Genomic DNA, 14,987 nt, shown 5'->3' with positions numbered 1-14,987 from the left:
GGCCTTGCGGCCCCCTGCACATACAAATTGGAAAACTTAACACCCGTAAAAAACCCGGAGTCTTAAACGGCATACAGGTTCCAGCGCAGGACGAGCACGAATGCAAGGCAGGATATCAGGAATCCCGCTGGCACAACGCTAATGCTTTACGGAAATCAGCCACCAGCGCCGCAAATGGGCGATTTATGGTGGCACCACGGCCTATAAGAACAAGGTCCAGACCGTTTAGCGGCATATCGGCTTCTACAATACGCACAACTTCGCGCAACCTGCGGCGCACGCGGTTACGCACCACGGAGTTGCCGACCTTTTTGGTAACCGTAAAGCCTACACGCGCGACATCCGTATCCGGACGCCGGAAAAGCTGCAAAACAAGCCCCGGCACAGGCGCTTTACGCCCGCGAGAAGCCAGAAAGAGGAATTGCTTCCTCTTTTTAAGCCGCAGAGATCGTGCAGACTCCGCCGCTGGCTGCTCCTGCGCTGCAGGCCCGTCCATCAAGCCGGACTGCCGGACAGTTCTTACGCGGAAAGGCGCTTACGGCCCTTGGAACGACGGTTGCCGATGATCTTGCGGCCACCAACGGTTGCCATACGCGCGCGGAACCCGTGACGACGCTTGCGAACCAGCCGGGACGGTTGATAAGTGCGCTTCATGGCGGCACTCCCTTACTATTTGAATACGGTTATCCGGTGGCCTGTGAAAGACCACGCCTCTTGAAGCTGCGGCTTATAGAGTTCAGATAAGGAACCGTCAATCTATACCGTAGAGTCGTGAATGCAGCCTTGCGGCAGAATCCCCCGCAAGATGGAGAAAAACATGAACAACATGCCCTTTCCTATCCGTGCCGCAGCCGTTATTTTTTGCTTACCTGTAGCGGGCGCTGTGCTGGCCGGAGTGCTGGGGCTGCCTTTTCCCGCAGCGTTAGGGCCTATTATTTGCGCCGCCGCTTTGGGCGCATGGTTAGGCATAAAGCTTCAGCCTCATGCAGCGGTGCCTAGTCCGGTAGCTGCACCTCAAGCATCTGCCCCTACAGCGGATTCCAAATTGCGGCATGATATTCGGGGTATTGTTTCCCCCGCCATGCTGGCGGCAGAACAGCTTGATACATCCTCCGACCCAGCCGTGCAGAAAGCCGCAAAAACCATCAATGATTCGCTAGACCGCCTGACTGCACGGCTAAAGCAGCGCCCACAAAGCTGAGCAGCTTTTATTCAGCGCGTTCGATCAGCTCCACCTTGTAGCCATCGGGGTCTTCAACAAAGGCAATCACGGTGGTGCCAAATTTTACTGGCCCAGCTTCTCGCGTTACCTTGCCACCACCGGCCCGCACGCGCGCAACCATTTCCGCCACATTAGGCACGCCTACGGCAAAATGGCCAAACCCGGTGCCCAGTTCATAGCCATCATCTTCGCCCCAGTTATAGGTCAGCTCAATTTCAGCCTGTCCGGCGGCATTATCTGCATAGCCAATAAACACCAGCGTATAACGCCCTTCTGGCACCTCGCGCCGACGGAGTTCATGCATGCCCAGCAGCTTATAAAACGCCAGACTTTTCTCCAGATTGCGAACCCGCACCATGGTGTGCAGAAAACTTGCCATCTGTTTGCTCCTTATTTTGAAGTATCAGGCAGACTGTGTGCTTATTCCTGCACCTTCAACAGGGTGAAAGGCCAGAAGAAACAGGCCAAGCCTGTCCGCTTCCTCTATACAGCGCTGCCTGTCTGTCAGCAGTGTGTGGGCGGCCTCAAACGCAATACCGCGCAAGCCTGCCGCATGGGCATTCTGCACCGTTACCGGCCCTATTGTAGGCATATCAGCCCGTTTTTCCTGCCCCGGCTTAAGCATTTTTACCAGAACGCCACCTTCACCCGGCTGCCTGCATTCTCCTGCGCGGGCCAGCATACGGTCTGTGCCTTCCATGGCTTCCACCGTGAGCACCACGCCATTCTGCACCACGCAGCCCTGCCCTATGTCCAACCGGCCCAGTGCCTGCACCACAGTTATGCCGCGCTGAATATCTGCTTGTGCCTGCGCATCTGGTTGCACACACCCCAACACGCCGGGTTGTGCCACATCCTGCGTGAGAAATTCATGCGCCCCACGAATGTGAAAGCCTTCCTCACCCAGAATACGCACAAGGGCACCCAACAGGCCATCATCCCCAGCAAACAGGGCGCGGCCCAAGCGCGCCAGAATACGCGCACCTTCGGCATCTGGCCGCAGATTACGCAAGGAAGGCCGACGGATTGGCCCGATAAGAACCAGATCCGAACAATTATGTTGCCGTAAAAGGGAGAGCATACGCCCGGCTGCACCCAGCCGGACAAATTCGTGCGGCCAAGGGCCTATCACATCGGGTTCGGCAAAACCTTCAAACCCGAGAATAAAAACAGGCCGCCCGGCGGCTGTGGCCGCTTCTGCTACTTTGCCCGGCAGAGGGCCTCCGCCTGCAAGAATACCAACAGCAGAGGGTGTGCTCACGCGCCCTCGGTTTCTGCGCGCTCCAAATCTTGCCGTGCGGGACGCACAAGGCCGCGCCGGCTCGGAGCATCTATAAAGTCCAGAATTTCGCGCACACGTGGGTTATCACCAAATTCTGCACGCACACGTTCCAGACGCACAGAGAAAGGATCTTCCGCACAGCCATTTTTAGGGTACAGCGTGAGAAATGCCTTACGCATCCGATGGATTTCATCAGACTGCACGCCATTCCGGCGCAGCCAGATCCAATGCAGGCCAATCAGCCGCGCACGGTTGCCCAGCACACTGCCGTAAGGGATAACATCGGCCTCCACCCCAGCCACACCGCCTACAAGGGCCGCATGCCCGATGCGGACAAATTGATGAATGGCAGCAGAGCCCATAATACGGGCATCATCCTCAATGGTAACATGGCCGCCCATCACCACGTTATTCACGATAATAACGCGGTCACCCAGCACGCAATCATGCGCCACATGGGCGTTGGCCATGATCAGCACATTCTGGCCCACCTTGGTAAGGCCAGAACCCGTGGCCGTGCCACGATGGATGGTAACGTGTTCACGCACCACTGTGTCTGCCCCGATCTCGCACCGGGTTGGCTCACCTTTATACTTTAGATCCTGCGGGGCCATGCCCACGGTGCAAAACGGAAAATAGCGTGAACCCGCCCCCAAGCGCGTGTGGCCATCGACCACCACATGAGAGATCAGCTCAACCCCGTCTTCAATCGTGACATCTGGCCCGACAGAACACCAAGGGCCGATAACCACCCCCTGCCCAAGCCGCGCACCGAGAGCAACAAGAGCCGTTGGGTGGACAACGGTTGATCTGGCTTCCTCTGCAGCGTGCACCAATTCAGTTCCTTATTTCCGTTCACCGTTGGCCGGGCAGATTTGCCCTACCCTTACCCTTTTGCAAAAAATCTGGGCAGTTTAGGGGCAAACCTGACTTGCCTTAACAGAATGATGTGAACAGGCCGGGTTTTCAGCCCATAATCATGGCGCTGAATGTGGCTTCCGCCACCACAGTGCCTTCTACGCGGGCTTCACCGCGAAATTTCCACACATTGGAGCGGTGGCGTTCCTTGGCAACATGAATGCGCACCTGATCCCCCGGCTCTACCGGGCGGCGGAACTTTGCACCTTCAATAGTCATGAAATAGACCAGCTTGCCCTCAAAATCCTTGCCCAGTGTCAGCACAACCAAAGTTGCGGCGGTTTGCGCCATAGCTTCAACCAGCAACACACCCGGCATAACAGGGCGTGCAGGAAAGTGCCCTTGAAAGAATGGTTCATTGACCGAAACATTCTTGATACCTGTTGCCTCTTCTCCCTGGACGATATCTTCCATCCGGTCGATCAGAAGAAAAGGATATCTGTGCGGAATCGCCTGCATAATACGGTTGACGTCAATTTTATCGATCGTCTGAGCGTCCTGCTGCGATTCTTGTTTCGTCTCCACGTCCCCGAAACCACCCTTTGCGCCGGTATCAAGCACCGACCTTAGTTTATCCCTTGTCCGAACCGGTCTTGGTCGATCCAGACGCCTTTTTTGCCAGCTTGCGCAATACCGCTACGTTCCGGAAAAACTCCCTGAACGGCATAGCCGGGCTGCCAATTACATCCGCGCCGCCTTCTATATCCGACATTACGCCACATTGCGCGCCAATACGCGCTTTTGCACCAATGCGAATATGCCCGATAAGGCCAGCCTGCGCGGCAATAGTTACATAGTCTTCCAGCACGGTGGAGCCAGATATCCCGGCCTGTGAAACCACAATACAACACCGCCCCAGACGGGCGTTGTGGCCGATCTGCACCAAATTGTCGAGACGTGATCCTGCACCAATAACCGTATCATTCACCGAACCACGGTCAATTGTGCTGTTGGCGCCAATTTCTACATCGTTTTCCAGCACCACGCGGCCAAGCTGAGGCACGGTTTCAAACCCTTGCGGGCCAACCGCAAAACCAAATCCATCCTGCCCAATGCGTGAACCGGGCAGAATAATCACCCGCTCACCCAACACCGCATGAGAAAGCGTAACATGGCTGCCAATACGGCAATCCTGCGCAAGCTGCACACCATCGCCCACCACTGCGTGGGAACCAATAATGCAGCCCGGCCCAATTTCCGCCTTAGCCCCAACCACCACAAACGGCCCAATTTCTGCCGTGGAATCTATGCTGGCAGTAGGATCAATACATGCAGAAGGATGCACGCCCGCACGCGCTGGCACCCGTGGGTGGAACAACCGCGCAACGCGAGACCACGCCAGATACGGCGTACCCGTTACCAATGCGGCACACCCTGCAGGCACTTTATCTGCAAAAGCGGGCGCAACAATAACCAGCCCGGCCTTGGTTTGCTCCAGCAAAGGAGCATACCGGCGGTTATCCAGAAAGCTGACATCACGCGGGCCTGCGGCCTGTAAGGGCGCAATACCCACAAAGCCTTCTGCTGGCAGGGTGCCTGCTTTAGGCAGCACCAGTTCCGCCCCTGCGGTTTCAGCCAGCGCGGCCGCATCAAACGGCCCCGCACGAGTGAAAAAGCGTGGGTCTGCCGGCCCGGAAAATGTTGTACCCTCAGCCACGCTTACTGCTGCCCGGCTGCCGGTGCCACTACTGGAGCCGGACCTGTGCGTGGGCCCTGATCTGCATCTGCCGTTGTGGGCATCTTGCCAGATTTGGCCAGCTCTTCAGGGTCAACATTGGCTTCCGGAATGAACACGGATGGCAGAATCTTGTTCAACTGCACGGCCACTTCGTTAGTGATATCCTGCCCATCAACATGCAGGGCCACCTGTTCGCTGTGCAGAACAAGGTTCATGCCATGGGCTGCAGCCACTTTCTGGATAACCTGCACCAGTTCACGTTCGATCTGCCCCAGAGAAACCTGCGCCGCTTCCTGAATGATGCGGTTACGGTTACGGAAATCGCGCTGGGCTTTCATCACGCGGGCCTGAAGGCTGCGTTCACGCGTCTGAATCTGTTCGGATGTCAGAGATTTGGCCTGCGCCTGTAACTTCTGCTGCTCATCACGCCAGCCAGCCTGTTCCTTCTGGAGGTCCTGCGCCAGTTCATCACGACGGCCACCCAGAGTACGTTCAACCTGCATAACAGCAGAAGACTGACGCATAACGCCGCCAACGCTGATCACACCAATAACTGTTGTGGGCGGCGGCGCTTCCTTGGCAACTTCTGGCGCAGACGGAATAGGCGGCAGCGGCAGTACGGGCGGAGCCTGATCTGCTTCTTGGCTATCAGCCGGCGGTGCGGGCAACTGCACCGGAGCCGGGGCACGACGGGCCGCAGCCGGATGCTGCGCTGGAGCCTGTGCGGCAGGCTGCTGGGTTTTGGGCACAAACCACCCGCCCCCATTCTGCGCCTGTGCAGATGGCACAAAAGCCGAAGAGAAAGACAGGACAACAGCCCCCAGCAGGGCAGTTCTGGTGGAAAAACGCATTATTACCTCAGAATTGCTGGCCGAAGCCAAAGCGAAGGAGCTGCGTGCGGTCATTATGGCTCCGCATAACGGGCACACCCAGATCGATGTTCAGCAGACCAAACGGACTTTTCCATGAAAAACCAGCACCAGCACTTACACGTGGGCGCAATGTATCACCGCTGACAGGCGTGTAATAGCTGCCATCATTCGCCTTGCTTGTATAAAGGCGCTTCACACGCAAACCAGCGACACTCCCTGTATCCACAAACGCACGCCCGCCAATACCCATGTCAGACAGGAACGGAATAGGGAAGTTAAGCTGGGCGGAAGCGTTATACATAAAGCGCCCACCCAACAGATCTTCAGATGAATGGTTCAGGATACCCACACTACGCGGCCCGGCACCACCATCCAAGAAGCCGCGCAGGTTGTTACCACCCAGATAGAAGTTATCGATAATATCGTGGCGGCCATTGCCCCAGTCGGCCATGTACCCGGCACCACCGCGCACCATAAACGTCCAGCTATGGCTGTTGGTAATATCATCCAACGGCACATAGTACGCGCCGTTAACCTTACCGCGGACGTATTTTTCATCGCCGCCAATACCGGCAAAGTCACCACCAACAGACACATAGTACCCACTATGCGGTGCCATGCGGTTATCACGCGTATCATACATAAGGGTGGTGCTAAGCTGTGAGAGCAGAGACTTACCCTTCTGATCCAGCACGTAGTAGGAGGACTGATCCCACGTATCACCCACCCAACGGCGGATCAGGCTATAGTTCCAGGACTGGGACAGATAGCGGTTGTATGAATACCCCATGCGCAGAGTAATACCGTAACGTCCTTCAGAATAGTTCTGATAGGTCTGGTAATTGTTTTCAACAAAGAAGATATCCGCACCGGCAACAAGGTTGCGCCCCATGAATGCAGGGTTGGTGATAGAGATATCTGCCTGTTTCTGCCACTGCGAAACCGTGCCCGAGAACCCGGCATCAACCCCGGTGCCCAGCAGGTTATGCTGCTTCAGCCCGACGTTACCGATCACGCCCACGTCGGTTGAGTAACCGCCACCAAGCGAGAACTCCCCTGTGGGTTTTTCCACCACGTTAACTGCAACGTTGGTGCGATCAGGCGCAGAGCCTTGGGCCGTGGAAACATCCACGCTTTTAAAGAAGCCCAGATCCTGCACTGCTTCCTTGGCGTATTTCTTGTAGCTGGTTGTGTAGGGGTCACCCTCAGCAAACGGCAACTGGCGGCGCACCACATTATCCTGCGTGATAGTGTTGCCGTTGACGTCAATACGCTCAACGTAATGGCGTGGGCCTTCGCTCACATCAAACAGCAGGTTTACAATCCGCTTTTCTGGATTACGGGCAATGGTAGGACGTACCTGCGCGAACGGATGCCCTTCGGCCTGAAGGATTTCCTCCATATCCGTGGCGTTATCCTGCACGGCCTTACCATCGTACCACTGGTGCGGGAACAGCTCGACATACTTACGCAGAGATTTAGCTGGCACATGGCGCAGGCTGGAGCGGATATCCACCTTGCCCAAACGGTAGCGCACACCTTCATCCATGGTGAAGGTGACGTAGAAGGACTTCCGATCCGGCGAGAGCTCGCCTTTTACGTCCTTGATCTGAAAATCCACAAACCCGTTGCGCAGGTAAAACCGGCGCAGCAATTCCGCATCGTATTTAATGCGTTCGGGGTTGTACTCATCGGATGAGGACAGGAAGTGGTACCAAGCTGTTTCCTTGGAGGAAACAACACCCGCCAGACTGGATTCGCTGTAAGCCTTGTTGCCCACAAACGCGATCTTGCTGATGAGTGTCTGCGGCCCTTCGTTAATCTGGAAAACCACATCCACACGGTTATGGGCCAGCTTGATAATCTGGGGCGTCACCACCGCAGCAAAGCGAGCCTTCTGGGCATACACTTCCAGAATACGCTGGCGGTCATCCGCCGTGGTTTCGGCCGAGAACACCGCACGCGGGCGCAGAGCCAGCACCTTACGCAGGTCTTCATCCTTGGCCGCGTGGTTCCCCTCGAACACGATACGGTTGACGATGGGGTTTTCCTTCAGGCGCACCAGCAGGATGTTGCCATCACGGCGCAGCGTCACATCCTTAAATAGCCCGGTGGCGTAAAGGGTCTTAAGCGAACGGTCCAGATCATCCTGGCTGAACGGGTCCCCCACACGTGCAACCATGTAGGACAATACGGTGTTGGTTTCGATACGGGTGTTACCCGATACCCGGATATCTTCAATATATCCGCCCGTAGGCGCAACAGATGATGTGGATTCGGAAAGGCGCGGCGTACGCGCATGTATCGCGCGGGAGGGCGCCACCACTGCCGCTGGTGCGGCAGCATTTGTACCTTCTGTTGATGCGGCGGATGCCTGTCTGCCATCCACCATCACAAAAGGTAGCACACAGACAGAAACGAACAGGGCTGAACGCTTACCCGTCAAGATCTGCTTCCTTCCATCCGGGTCGCTTTTCGTACGAAAGCCCATCTTCCGTTCTCATTCCGCCCGCAACGGGAGGTATCCGAAATCACCCCTGTCACGCAAGCACTTCCCTTCCTGTTCCCGCCGTCATTCATCCTACAAGCGAAGCAATCCACCTGAACAGGCCAAAACCTGAAAGGTCATTGAACGTGGAGAACAGGAACAGGCCTGCAAGCAATGCAAAACCAACCTGAAAACTGATCTCTTGCACCCGCTTGGAAACCGGGCGGCCTCTTATTGCCTCTATGGCATAAAAAACCAGACGTCCACCATCAAGAAGCGGCACGGGGAAGAGATTAATCAGCCCAAGGTTAACAGAAAGCAGCGCCATAAAGGACAACAGGCTGGCAAACCCATACTGCGCCACCTGCCCGGAAAGTTGCGCAATCTTGAGCGGACCGCCCAAATCTTTGGCTGTATGCTGCCCGGTTAGAATCTGCCACACGCCATCCAGCGTTTGCACGCTAGCGTTCCATGTTGCTTTTACGCCCGCCACCACAGCCTGCGGAAATGGCAATGGTTTACCCACTTCCGTGGCAAAAATAATGCCAAGCTGGCCGTGCGGCTTTTGAGGAGTCGAATCCGGGGCCTTGCCGATGGTGATAGGCAACGTCACGCTCTGTTCACCGCGTTTGACGGTGAGCGTGGTTTGTGCGCCAGCCTGCGTGGAAATGGAGGCCTGAATATCCTCCACACCCGTTACGTCATGGCTGCCGATACGCTGAATGACATCGCCCTGTTGCACGCCAGCCACAGCCGCCGCGCCATTTGGCATAACGGTTGCAATCTGATCGCGCACATGCGGCTGGCCCGTTGTGGCAAACAACAGCGCAAACAGCGCAAAGGCCAGAATGAAGTTAAAAATCGGCCCCGCCAGAATAACAATAGCGCGGGAAAAAACCGATTTATCGTGAAAGGTGCGGCCTTTAATCCACGCAGCTTTTTGCTCTGGCGTGGCGTCTTCGGGGTCTTCAAACCCGTGGGGGCGTACGTAACCGCCCAAGGGAATGGGGCAGATACGCCATTCCGTGCCGGATTTATCGCGCCAGCGGAACAGGGCCGGGCCAAACCCGAGCGAAAACACCTCAACATGCACGCCGCGCCACTTGGCCGCCAGATAGTGGCCAAGTTCGTGAAAGCTCACCAACACACCCAGCACGAAAACGAAGGAAAGCAGTGTACGCAGGTAATCGTGTATCATCATTCTTCCGATATCGGCTGGGGGCTGCGTTTTCTCAAGCCGCGTGGGCGGGAATCAGGCGCTGTGCGGCACGGCGTGCCTCGGCATCCCAATGCAGCACGGCATCCAGCGTATCTGCTGACGGTGCGCCAAGGGCTACCATCACCTCTTCCACAATGCGGGAAATATCCAAAAAGCCGATCTGTTCATGCAAGAAGGCATCAACCGCAATTTCATTGGCAGCGGAAAGGATAGCAGAAGCCGCCCCCCCCTTGCGCAGCGCCTCACGCGCAAGGCGCAGTGCGGGAAAGCGCACTTCATCCGGTGCATAGAATTCCAGCTTACCAAAAGCCGCCAGATCCAGACGCGGAGACGTGGTGGCCATACGCTTGGGCCATGTGAGCGTGTGTGCAATGGGGATACGCATATCGGCAGAACCCATCTGGGCAATCAGGCTGCCATCTGTGTACTGCACCATGCCATGCACAACAGATTGCGGGTGCACCAGCACATCAATCTTATCTTCTGGCAGATTAAAGATACGGGCAGCCTCAATAACTTCCAGCCCCTTATTGAACATGCTGGCAGAATCGATGCTGATTTTAGCCCCCATGCTCCACGTTGGGTGCTTAAGCGCCTGCGCACGGGTGACCACACGCATTTCTTCCAGCGTAGAGGTGCGGAACGGTCCACCCGATGCGGTAAGAATAATTTTTTCAACCTGATCAATCTGCCGGTCGGCCATAGCCTGAAAAACAGCGTTGTGCTCAGAATCCACCGGCAGCAGTGTGGCACCTGCTTCCTTTACGGCACGCAGCATTACATCACCTGCGCATACCAAGGCTTCCTTGTTGGCCAGCGCAATGCTTTTTCCGTTCTTTACCGCTGCCAGCGTAGGCTCCAGCCCCGCAGCACCAGTAATGGCGGCCATTGTCCAATCTGCCGGAAGGGCTGCGGCATCAATAACCGCCTGACGGCCACAGGCAACTTTCGTGCCGCTGCCTGCCAGCAGGGTTTTTAGCTCTTCAAACGCGCCTTCATCAGCCAGAACGGCCAGTTCTGCCTTTAGGCTACGGGCCTGCTCTGCCAGTTTGGCAGCGTTTTTGCCCCCCACAAGCGCCCGCACCCGAAACTGGTCTCGCGCCTGCTCCAGCAGATCTACGGTTGAACAGCCAATGCTGCCTGTGCTGCCCAGAACGGTTACGGTTCTCATGCTTAACGTCTTTCCAAACCTGAAAATACAAACGGCGGCAAACCACCCCAACAGGCGGCCACACCACCTATTGGCCCTACCTCGGCAGATGGCCTGCCAGAGCCCTTAAAATAGTGCGTGCGCCCGCTGCCCAAAACGGCATGGATGCCCCCGCACATACAGAAACCAGTGCCGCCACAGGCGCAGCCACCACCAGCCCATCAAACCGATCCAGTAGCCCACCATGCCCCGGCAGCAGCTTGCCCGAATCCTTCACACCCAAGGCGCGCTTCATCGCGCTTTCGGCCAGATCCCCCGTTTGGGCGGAAATACCTAAGATACCCCCCCACACCAGTGCGGAACCCACGCCACCTAAACCGGAAAGTGTGGCAACAATACCGCCGGTAGCCACAGCGCCGACCAAGCCGCCAACAGCGCCGGAACGTGTTTTACCCGGAGAGATACGCGGAGCCAGCTTGGGGCCACCAAAAATACGCCCTGCCACGTAGGCCGAACTATCACTGGCCACCACAACGGCAATCACAAACAGAACGGGCCAAAAGCTAGCCTGCCGCAACCATAGCAGCGCCGTGCCTGCCAGAATAATCACGCACATAATGGCGCAAAGCGGGGCACCAAACACTAAGGAGCTAATGCAGAAAACACCAAAATAAGCCCAATGCCCGGTAGCGGCAGAAAGCCCCGCACATACAGCCCACAGCAGATACAACACGCCGCGCCAGCTTTTAACGGAAAGCCCAAACAGGGCTGCGGCCTCTACCGCCATACCGCCCATCATGCCCAGAATAAGAGCATCATACGCCAAGCCGCCCAAGCCAATGCACGTACCGGCTACAGCCACCAGCACAGCGGCAGACATCAGCCGCGGGCGCAAATCACGCCAAGCCGAAGTATCCTGCGTGTTCGCGCTCATGCCGGGCCTTGAGGGCGCGCGCCAAAACGCCGTTCTCGTTGGGCGTACTGGTCTAGCACCATCGCAAAATGTCGTTCGTTAAAATCGGGCCAGAACACGTTTAAAAACACCAGTTCAGCATACGCGCTCTGCCACAGCAGAAAGTTGGAAAGCCGACATTCACCACTGGTACGCACCACCACATCGGGGTCTGGCACGCCGCTGGTCCACAAAAAGTTGGTGAATACGCTTTCTGTAATCTGTTCTGGCGCAATGCGGCCATCCTTGACCTCCTGCGCCAAACGCTGCGCGGCCTGCACAATATCCAACCGCCCACCGTAAGAGAGCGCCAGAATAAGCGTAAGCTTGCTATTGCCACGCGTTAAGGATTCGGCCTGCGCGAGTTCCTCTCGCAAGCTGTCATCAAAGCGGGCGAGATCACCAATAAAGCGCAGGCGCACGCCTTCCTTATGCAGTTCCCGCACCTTGTGGCGCAGGTAATACCGCAAAAGGCCGGTAAGGTCTGAAACCTCCTCCTGCCCGCGTGCCCAGTTTTCTGATGAAAACGCATACAGCGTTAAATACGCCACGCCACGCTGCATGGCTGCACGCACACAACGGGCCACGGCTTCCGCCCCTGCCCTGTGCCCGGCAAGGCGCGGCAGACCGCGTTCGCGCGCCCAGCGCCCGTTTCCATCCATGATGACAGCAACATGGGTTGGAATTGCCGGTTTTTTATCAGCGAGCCGCGTGGACATAACAGGCAGGGTTCCACCCCATTAACGTGCACAAACACATCCGAAGAAGCACCAATACTGCCTCAGACCTGTTTGATTTCCTTATCTTTATCAGCCAGCATATCATCAATTTTTTTCACATACTGGTCTGTCAGTTTCTGAATGGCGTCAGACCAGGTTTTTACGTCGTCCTGGCTGATTTCACCTTTCTTTTCAAAACCCTTGGCTTTGTCCATGCCATCACGGCGCACGCCACGCACGGCTACCTTACCGCCCTCTGCATAACGGGCAGCAGCTTTTGCCAGCTCGTTACGGCGTTCTTCCGTAAGCTGCGGAATGGGCACACGAATGGTCTGGCCTTCCCCCGCCGGGTTCAGGCCAAGGCCGGAATCACGGATGGCGCGTTCTACGGCACCAGCCAAGGCGCGGTCCCACACCTGTACGGTAATCATACGTGCTTCTGGCACAGCAATGGAACCAACCTGTGTTAGCGGCACTTCACCGCCATAGGCTTCCACCCGCACAGGTTCCAGCAAAGCCGGGCTTGCGCGGCCAGAGCGCAGGCCAGAAAAATCACGGCGCAGGCTATCCAGCGCGCCATCCATACGGCGCTTCAGGTCATCCAGCAGAGCATTCAAGTCAGACACGGTGTTTTCTCCCGTTGCATCCTACAGCAGGGCATGGCCTTACATGCCCCGTTCAGTTTGTCGGTCATTCTGGCGGCTTGTGCTTACCAGAGTGATGCGGCGCTTTTCAGGCGGCTTCGATAATCCGTGTGAAAGGCCCTTCATTGCGCATGACACGCGGGAAGGCCCCTTCCGCGCCAATATTGAAAACAATGATAGGCAGACGGTTTTCACGCGCAAGGCTAATGGCGGCGGCATCCATCACGTTTAGCTGGTTGGCCAGCACGTCCATGTATGTCAGTTCTTCATAGCGCTTGGCGGAGGGATCTTTTTTGGGGTCTGCGGAATAAACGCCATCTACCTGCGTGCCTTTCAGCAGCATGTCGCATTCCATTTCCGCAGCGCGCAGGGCAGCGGCTGTATCCGTGGTAAAGAACGGGTTGCCCGTGCCCGCAGCAAAAATAACCACACGCCCTTTTTCCATGTGCCGCACAGCGCGGCGGCGGATATATGGCTCCGCAATGGAAGACATATGGATGGCGGACATCACCCGTGTTGCAATCTGCTCGCGCTCCAGCGCATTTTGCAGCAGCAGCGCGTTAATAACAGTTGCCAGCATACCGGCGTAATCACCCTGCGCACGGTCCATGCCCTTGGCGGCTGCCGCCAGCCCGCGGAAGATGTTGCCACCCCCCACAACAAGGCACACTTCCGTGCCGGAACGCACCACTTCGCCAATATCATGGGCAATGCGTTCTACCGTCTGCTGATCCACTCCGAAGGCGCCATTCCCCATCAAGGCTTCCCCCGACACCTTGAGCAACACGCGTTTACGGCTTGGCTTTTCGCCTACAGAAGCAGTCATTGGCCCTCGATCTTGCAGAAAGTCCCACACAGATCCCACACCGTATGCAGATACGGCGAGATCGCCCCCTCTTATCCTTCATGGGCCACGGCCACAAGCGCCCATGCGGTAGTTTATGGCACGTCGTCCAGACCAATGGCGCGCAGGCGGGCGCGCTCTTCATCCCATCCACCGCGTTCCTTTACGTTCAGAAACAGGTGGCAGGGGCGTTCCAGCAGGCTGGAAAGCTGCTTACGCGCGCGCTCCCCAATCTGGCGGATTTTCTGGCCACCATTGCCAATCAGGATGGCCTTGTGCCCCGCGCGGGACACATAGATGGTGGCATCTATGCGCACAGATCCATCAGGCCGTTCCTTATAGCTTTCTGTTTCCACCGTGGCGCTGTAGGGCACTTCCTCATGCGTTTGCATAAAAATCTGCTCACGCACCAGTTCGGCAGCCAAAAGCCGGTCTGGCAGGTCTGTCAGATCATCTTCGGGGTACAGATACGGGCCTTCGGGCAGGCTTGCGGCCAGCTTGTCCAGCAGGTCTTCCACACCATTGCCAGTGCGTGCGCTCACCATAAACACGTGCTCAACCGGCAGCTTTTCCGTAATAGACGCCGTAAGCGGCAACAGGGCGGTGGCGGGCACAAGATCGGTCTTGTTCAGCACCAGCCAGACCTTGCGCTTGGTTTCTGCCAGACGCTCAATAATGGTCTGCACGGCTTCTGTTAGCCCGCTGCGGGCATCTACCAGCAGCAGCGTGATGTCTGCATCTTCGGCACCCGTCCACGCTGCTGCCACCATGGCGCGGTCCAGCTTACGGCGGGGGCGGAAAATTCCCGGTGTATCCACCAACAGAATCTGGCTGTGCCCGCGCATAAGAATGCCCAGAACCCGAAAGCGCGTGGTTTGCGCCTTGGGAGAAACAATGGACAGCTTGGCACCAGCCATACGGTTAAGAAGTGTTGATTTGCCTGCGTTTGGTGCCCCCACAAGGGCAGCAAAACCGCAGCGCGTGGTATCGTCAGCCATG

General features: G+C 56.8%; 17 protein-coding genes. 1 reads left to right on the top strand and 16 read right to left on the bottom strand.

The window, feature by feature from the left end:
- Positions 1 to 115 precede the first annotated feature (115 nt).
- Entirely contained in the window at positions 116 to 496 is a 381-nt protein-coding gene (gene rnpA / locus A4S02_RS01340; protein WP_070322716.1) for a ribonuclease P protein component, read from the bottom strand.
- 23 nt (positions 497 to 519) lie between these two features.
- Positions 520 to 654: a 50S ribosomal protein L34 gene (rpmH, locus tag A4S02_RS01335; protein ID WP_003622574.1), complete on the bottom strand. Its 135-nt coding sequence runs from the start codon at positions 652 to 654 to the stop codon at positions 520 to 522.
- A 121-nt stretch (positions 655 to 775) separates the two neighbouring features.
- Between rpmH and A4S02_RS01330 the strand changes: the two genes are divergently transcribed.
- On the top strand, positions 776 to 1,201 hold the full coding sequence (locus tag A4S02_RS01330; protein WP_204251344.1) for a hypothetical protein: 426 nt from the start codon (positions 776 to 778) through the stop codon (positions 1,199 to 1,201).
- A gap of 7 nt (positions 1,202 to 1,208) precedes the next feature.
- Here the strand turns inward: A4S02_RS01330 and gloA are convergent, their stop codons facing one another.
- From gloA to era, 14 genes are all read right to left on the bottom strand, one after another.
- Positions 1,209 to 1,601 carry a lactoylglutathione lyase gene (gloA, locus tag A4S02_RS01325; RefSeq protein WP_003622570.1) on the bottom strand — a complete coding sequence of 131 codons (393 nt, stop codon included), beginning with the start codon at positions 1,599 to 1,601 and terminating at the stop codon, positions 1,209 to 1,211.
- A gap of 24 nt (positions 1,602 to 1,625) precedes the next feature.
- On the bottom strand, positions 1,626 to 2,483 hold the full coding sequence (locus A4S02_RS01320) for an LpxI family protein (protein WP_019089793.1): 858 nt from the start codon (positions 2,481 to 2,483) through the stop codon (positions 1,626 to 1,628).
- Positions 2,480 to 3,337 (bottom strand): acyl-ACP--UDP-N-acetylglucosamine O-acyltransferase, encoded by an 858-nt coding sequence (lpxA, locus tag A4S02_RS01315; protein WP_070322715.1) that lies wholly within the window; start codon positions 3,335 to 3,337, stop codon positions 2,480 to 2,482. Before lpxA ends, A4S02_RS01320 begins: the two co-directional genes overlap by 4 nt.
- A gap of 133 nt (positions 3,338 to 3,470) precedes the next feature.
- Positions 3,471 to 3,881, bottom strand: coding sequence for a 3-hydroxyacyl-ACP dehydratase FabZ (fabZ, locus tag A4S02_RS01310; protein ID WP_070324130.1), 411 nt, complete (start codon positions 3,879 to 3,881; stop codon positions 3,471 to 3,473).
- Between the two features lie 112 nt (positions 3,882 to 3,993).
- Positions 3,994 to 5,079, bottom strand: a complete 1,086-nt coding sequence (gene lpxD, locus A4S02_RS01305; protein ID WP_019089796.1) for a UDP-3-O-(3-hydroxymyristoyl)glucosamine N-acyltransferase — start codon at positions 5,077 to 5,079, stop codon at positions 3,994 to 3,996.
- A gap of 2 nt (positions 5,080 to 5,081) precedes the next feature.
- Positions 5,082 to 5,954: an OmpH family outer membrane protein gene (locus A4S02_RS01300; RefSeq protein WP_070324129.1), complete on the bottom strand. Its 873-nt coding sequence runs from the start codon at positions 5,952 to 5,954 to the stop codon at positions 5,082 to 5,084.
- Between the two features lie 4 nt (positions 5,955 to 5,958).
- Positions 5,959 to 8,463 carry an outer membrane protein assembly factor BamA gene (gene bamA, locus A4S02_RS01295; protein ID WP_070322714.1) on the bottom strand — a complete coding sequence of 835 codons (2,505 nt, stop codon included), beginning with the start codon at positions 8,461 to 8,463 and terminating at the stop codon, positions 5,959 to 5,961.
- A gap of 85 nt (positions 8,464 to 8,548) precedes the next feature.
- Positions 8,549 to 9,661 (bottom strand): RIP metalloprotease RseP, encoded by a 1,113-nt coding sequence (gene rseP / locus A4S02_RS01290; RefSeq protein ID WP_082246717.1) that lies wholly within the window; start codon positions 9,659 to 9,661, stop codon positions 8,549 to 8,551.
- A gap of 31 nt (positions 9,662 to 9,692) precedes the next feature.
- Entirely contained in the window at positions 9,693 to 10,850 is a 1,158-nt protein-coding gene (gene dxr / locus A4S02_RS01285; RefSeq protein ID WP_070322713.1) for a 1-deoxy-D-xylulose-5-phosphate reductoisomerase, read from the bottom strand.
- A gap of 76 nt (positions 10,851 to 10,926) precedes the next feature.
- Positions 10,927 to 11,763, bottom strand: a complete 837-nt coding sequence (locus A4S02_RS01280; protein WP_070322712.1) for a phosphatidate cytidylyltransferase — start codon at positions 11,761 to 11,763, stop codon at positions 10,927 to 10,929.
- A complete protein-coding gene (uppS, locus tag A4S02_RS01275) occupies positions 11,760 to 12,500 on the bottom strand; it encodes a polyprenyl diphosphate synthase (protein WP_019089801.1) in 741 nt (246 codons plus the stop codon). The genes A4S02_RS01280 and uppS overlap by 4 nt, the downstream gene beginning before the upstream one ends.
- A 62-nt stretch (positions 12,501 to 12,562) precedes the next feature.
- The gene (frr, locus tag A4S02_RS01270; RefSeq protein WP_044583078.1) at positions 12,563 to 13,084 is read right to left on the bottom strand and encodes a ribosome recycling factor; all 522 of its coding nucleotides are present in this window, start codon (positions 13,082 to 13,084) and stop codon (positions 12,563 to 12,565) included.
- 148 nt (positions 13,085 to 13,232) lie between these two features.
- On the bottom strand, positions 13,233 to 13,970 hold the full coding sequence (gene pyrH / locus A4S02_RS01265) for a UMP kinase (RefSeq protein WP_003622547.1): 738 nt from the start codon (positions 13,968 to 13,970) through the stop codon (positions 13,233 to 13,235).
- Positions 13,971 to 14,083: 113 nt separating this feature from the next.
- Positions 14,084 to 14,986 carry a GTPase Era gene (gene era / locus A4S02_RS01260; protein WP_003622545.1) on the bottom strand — a complete coding sequence of 301 codons (903 nt, stop codon included), beginning with the start codon at positions 14,984 to 14,986 and terminating at the stop codon, positions 14,084 to 14,086.
- Position 14,987 lies beyond the last annotated feature (1 nt).

The organism is Acetobacter ascendens, assembly GCF_001766235.1.
Lineage (GTDB): Bacteria > Pseudomonadota > Alphaproteobacteria > Acetobacterales > Acetobacteraceae > Acetobacter > Acetobacter ascendens.
This window is presented reverse-complemented; position numbering and strand designations above follow the sequence as displayed.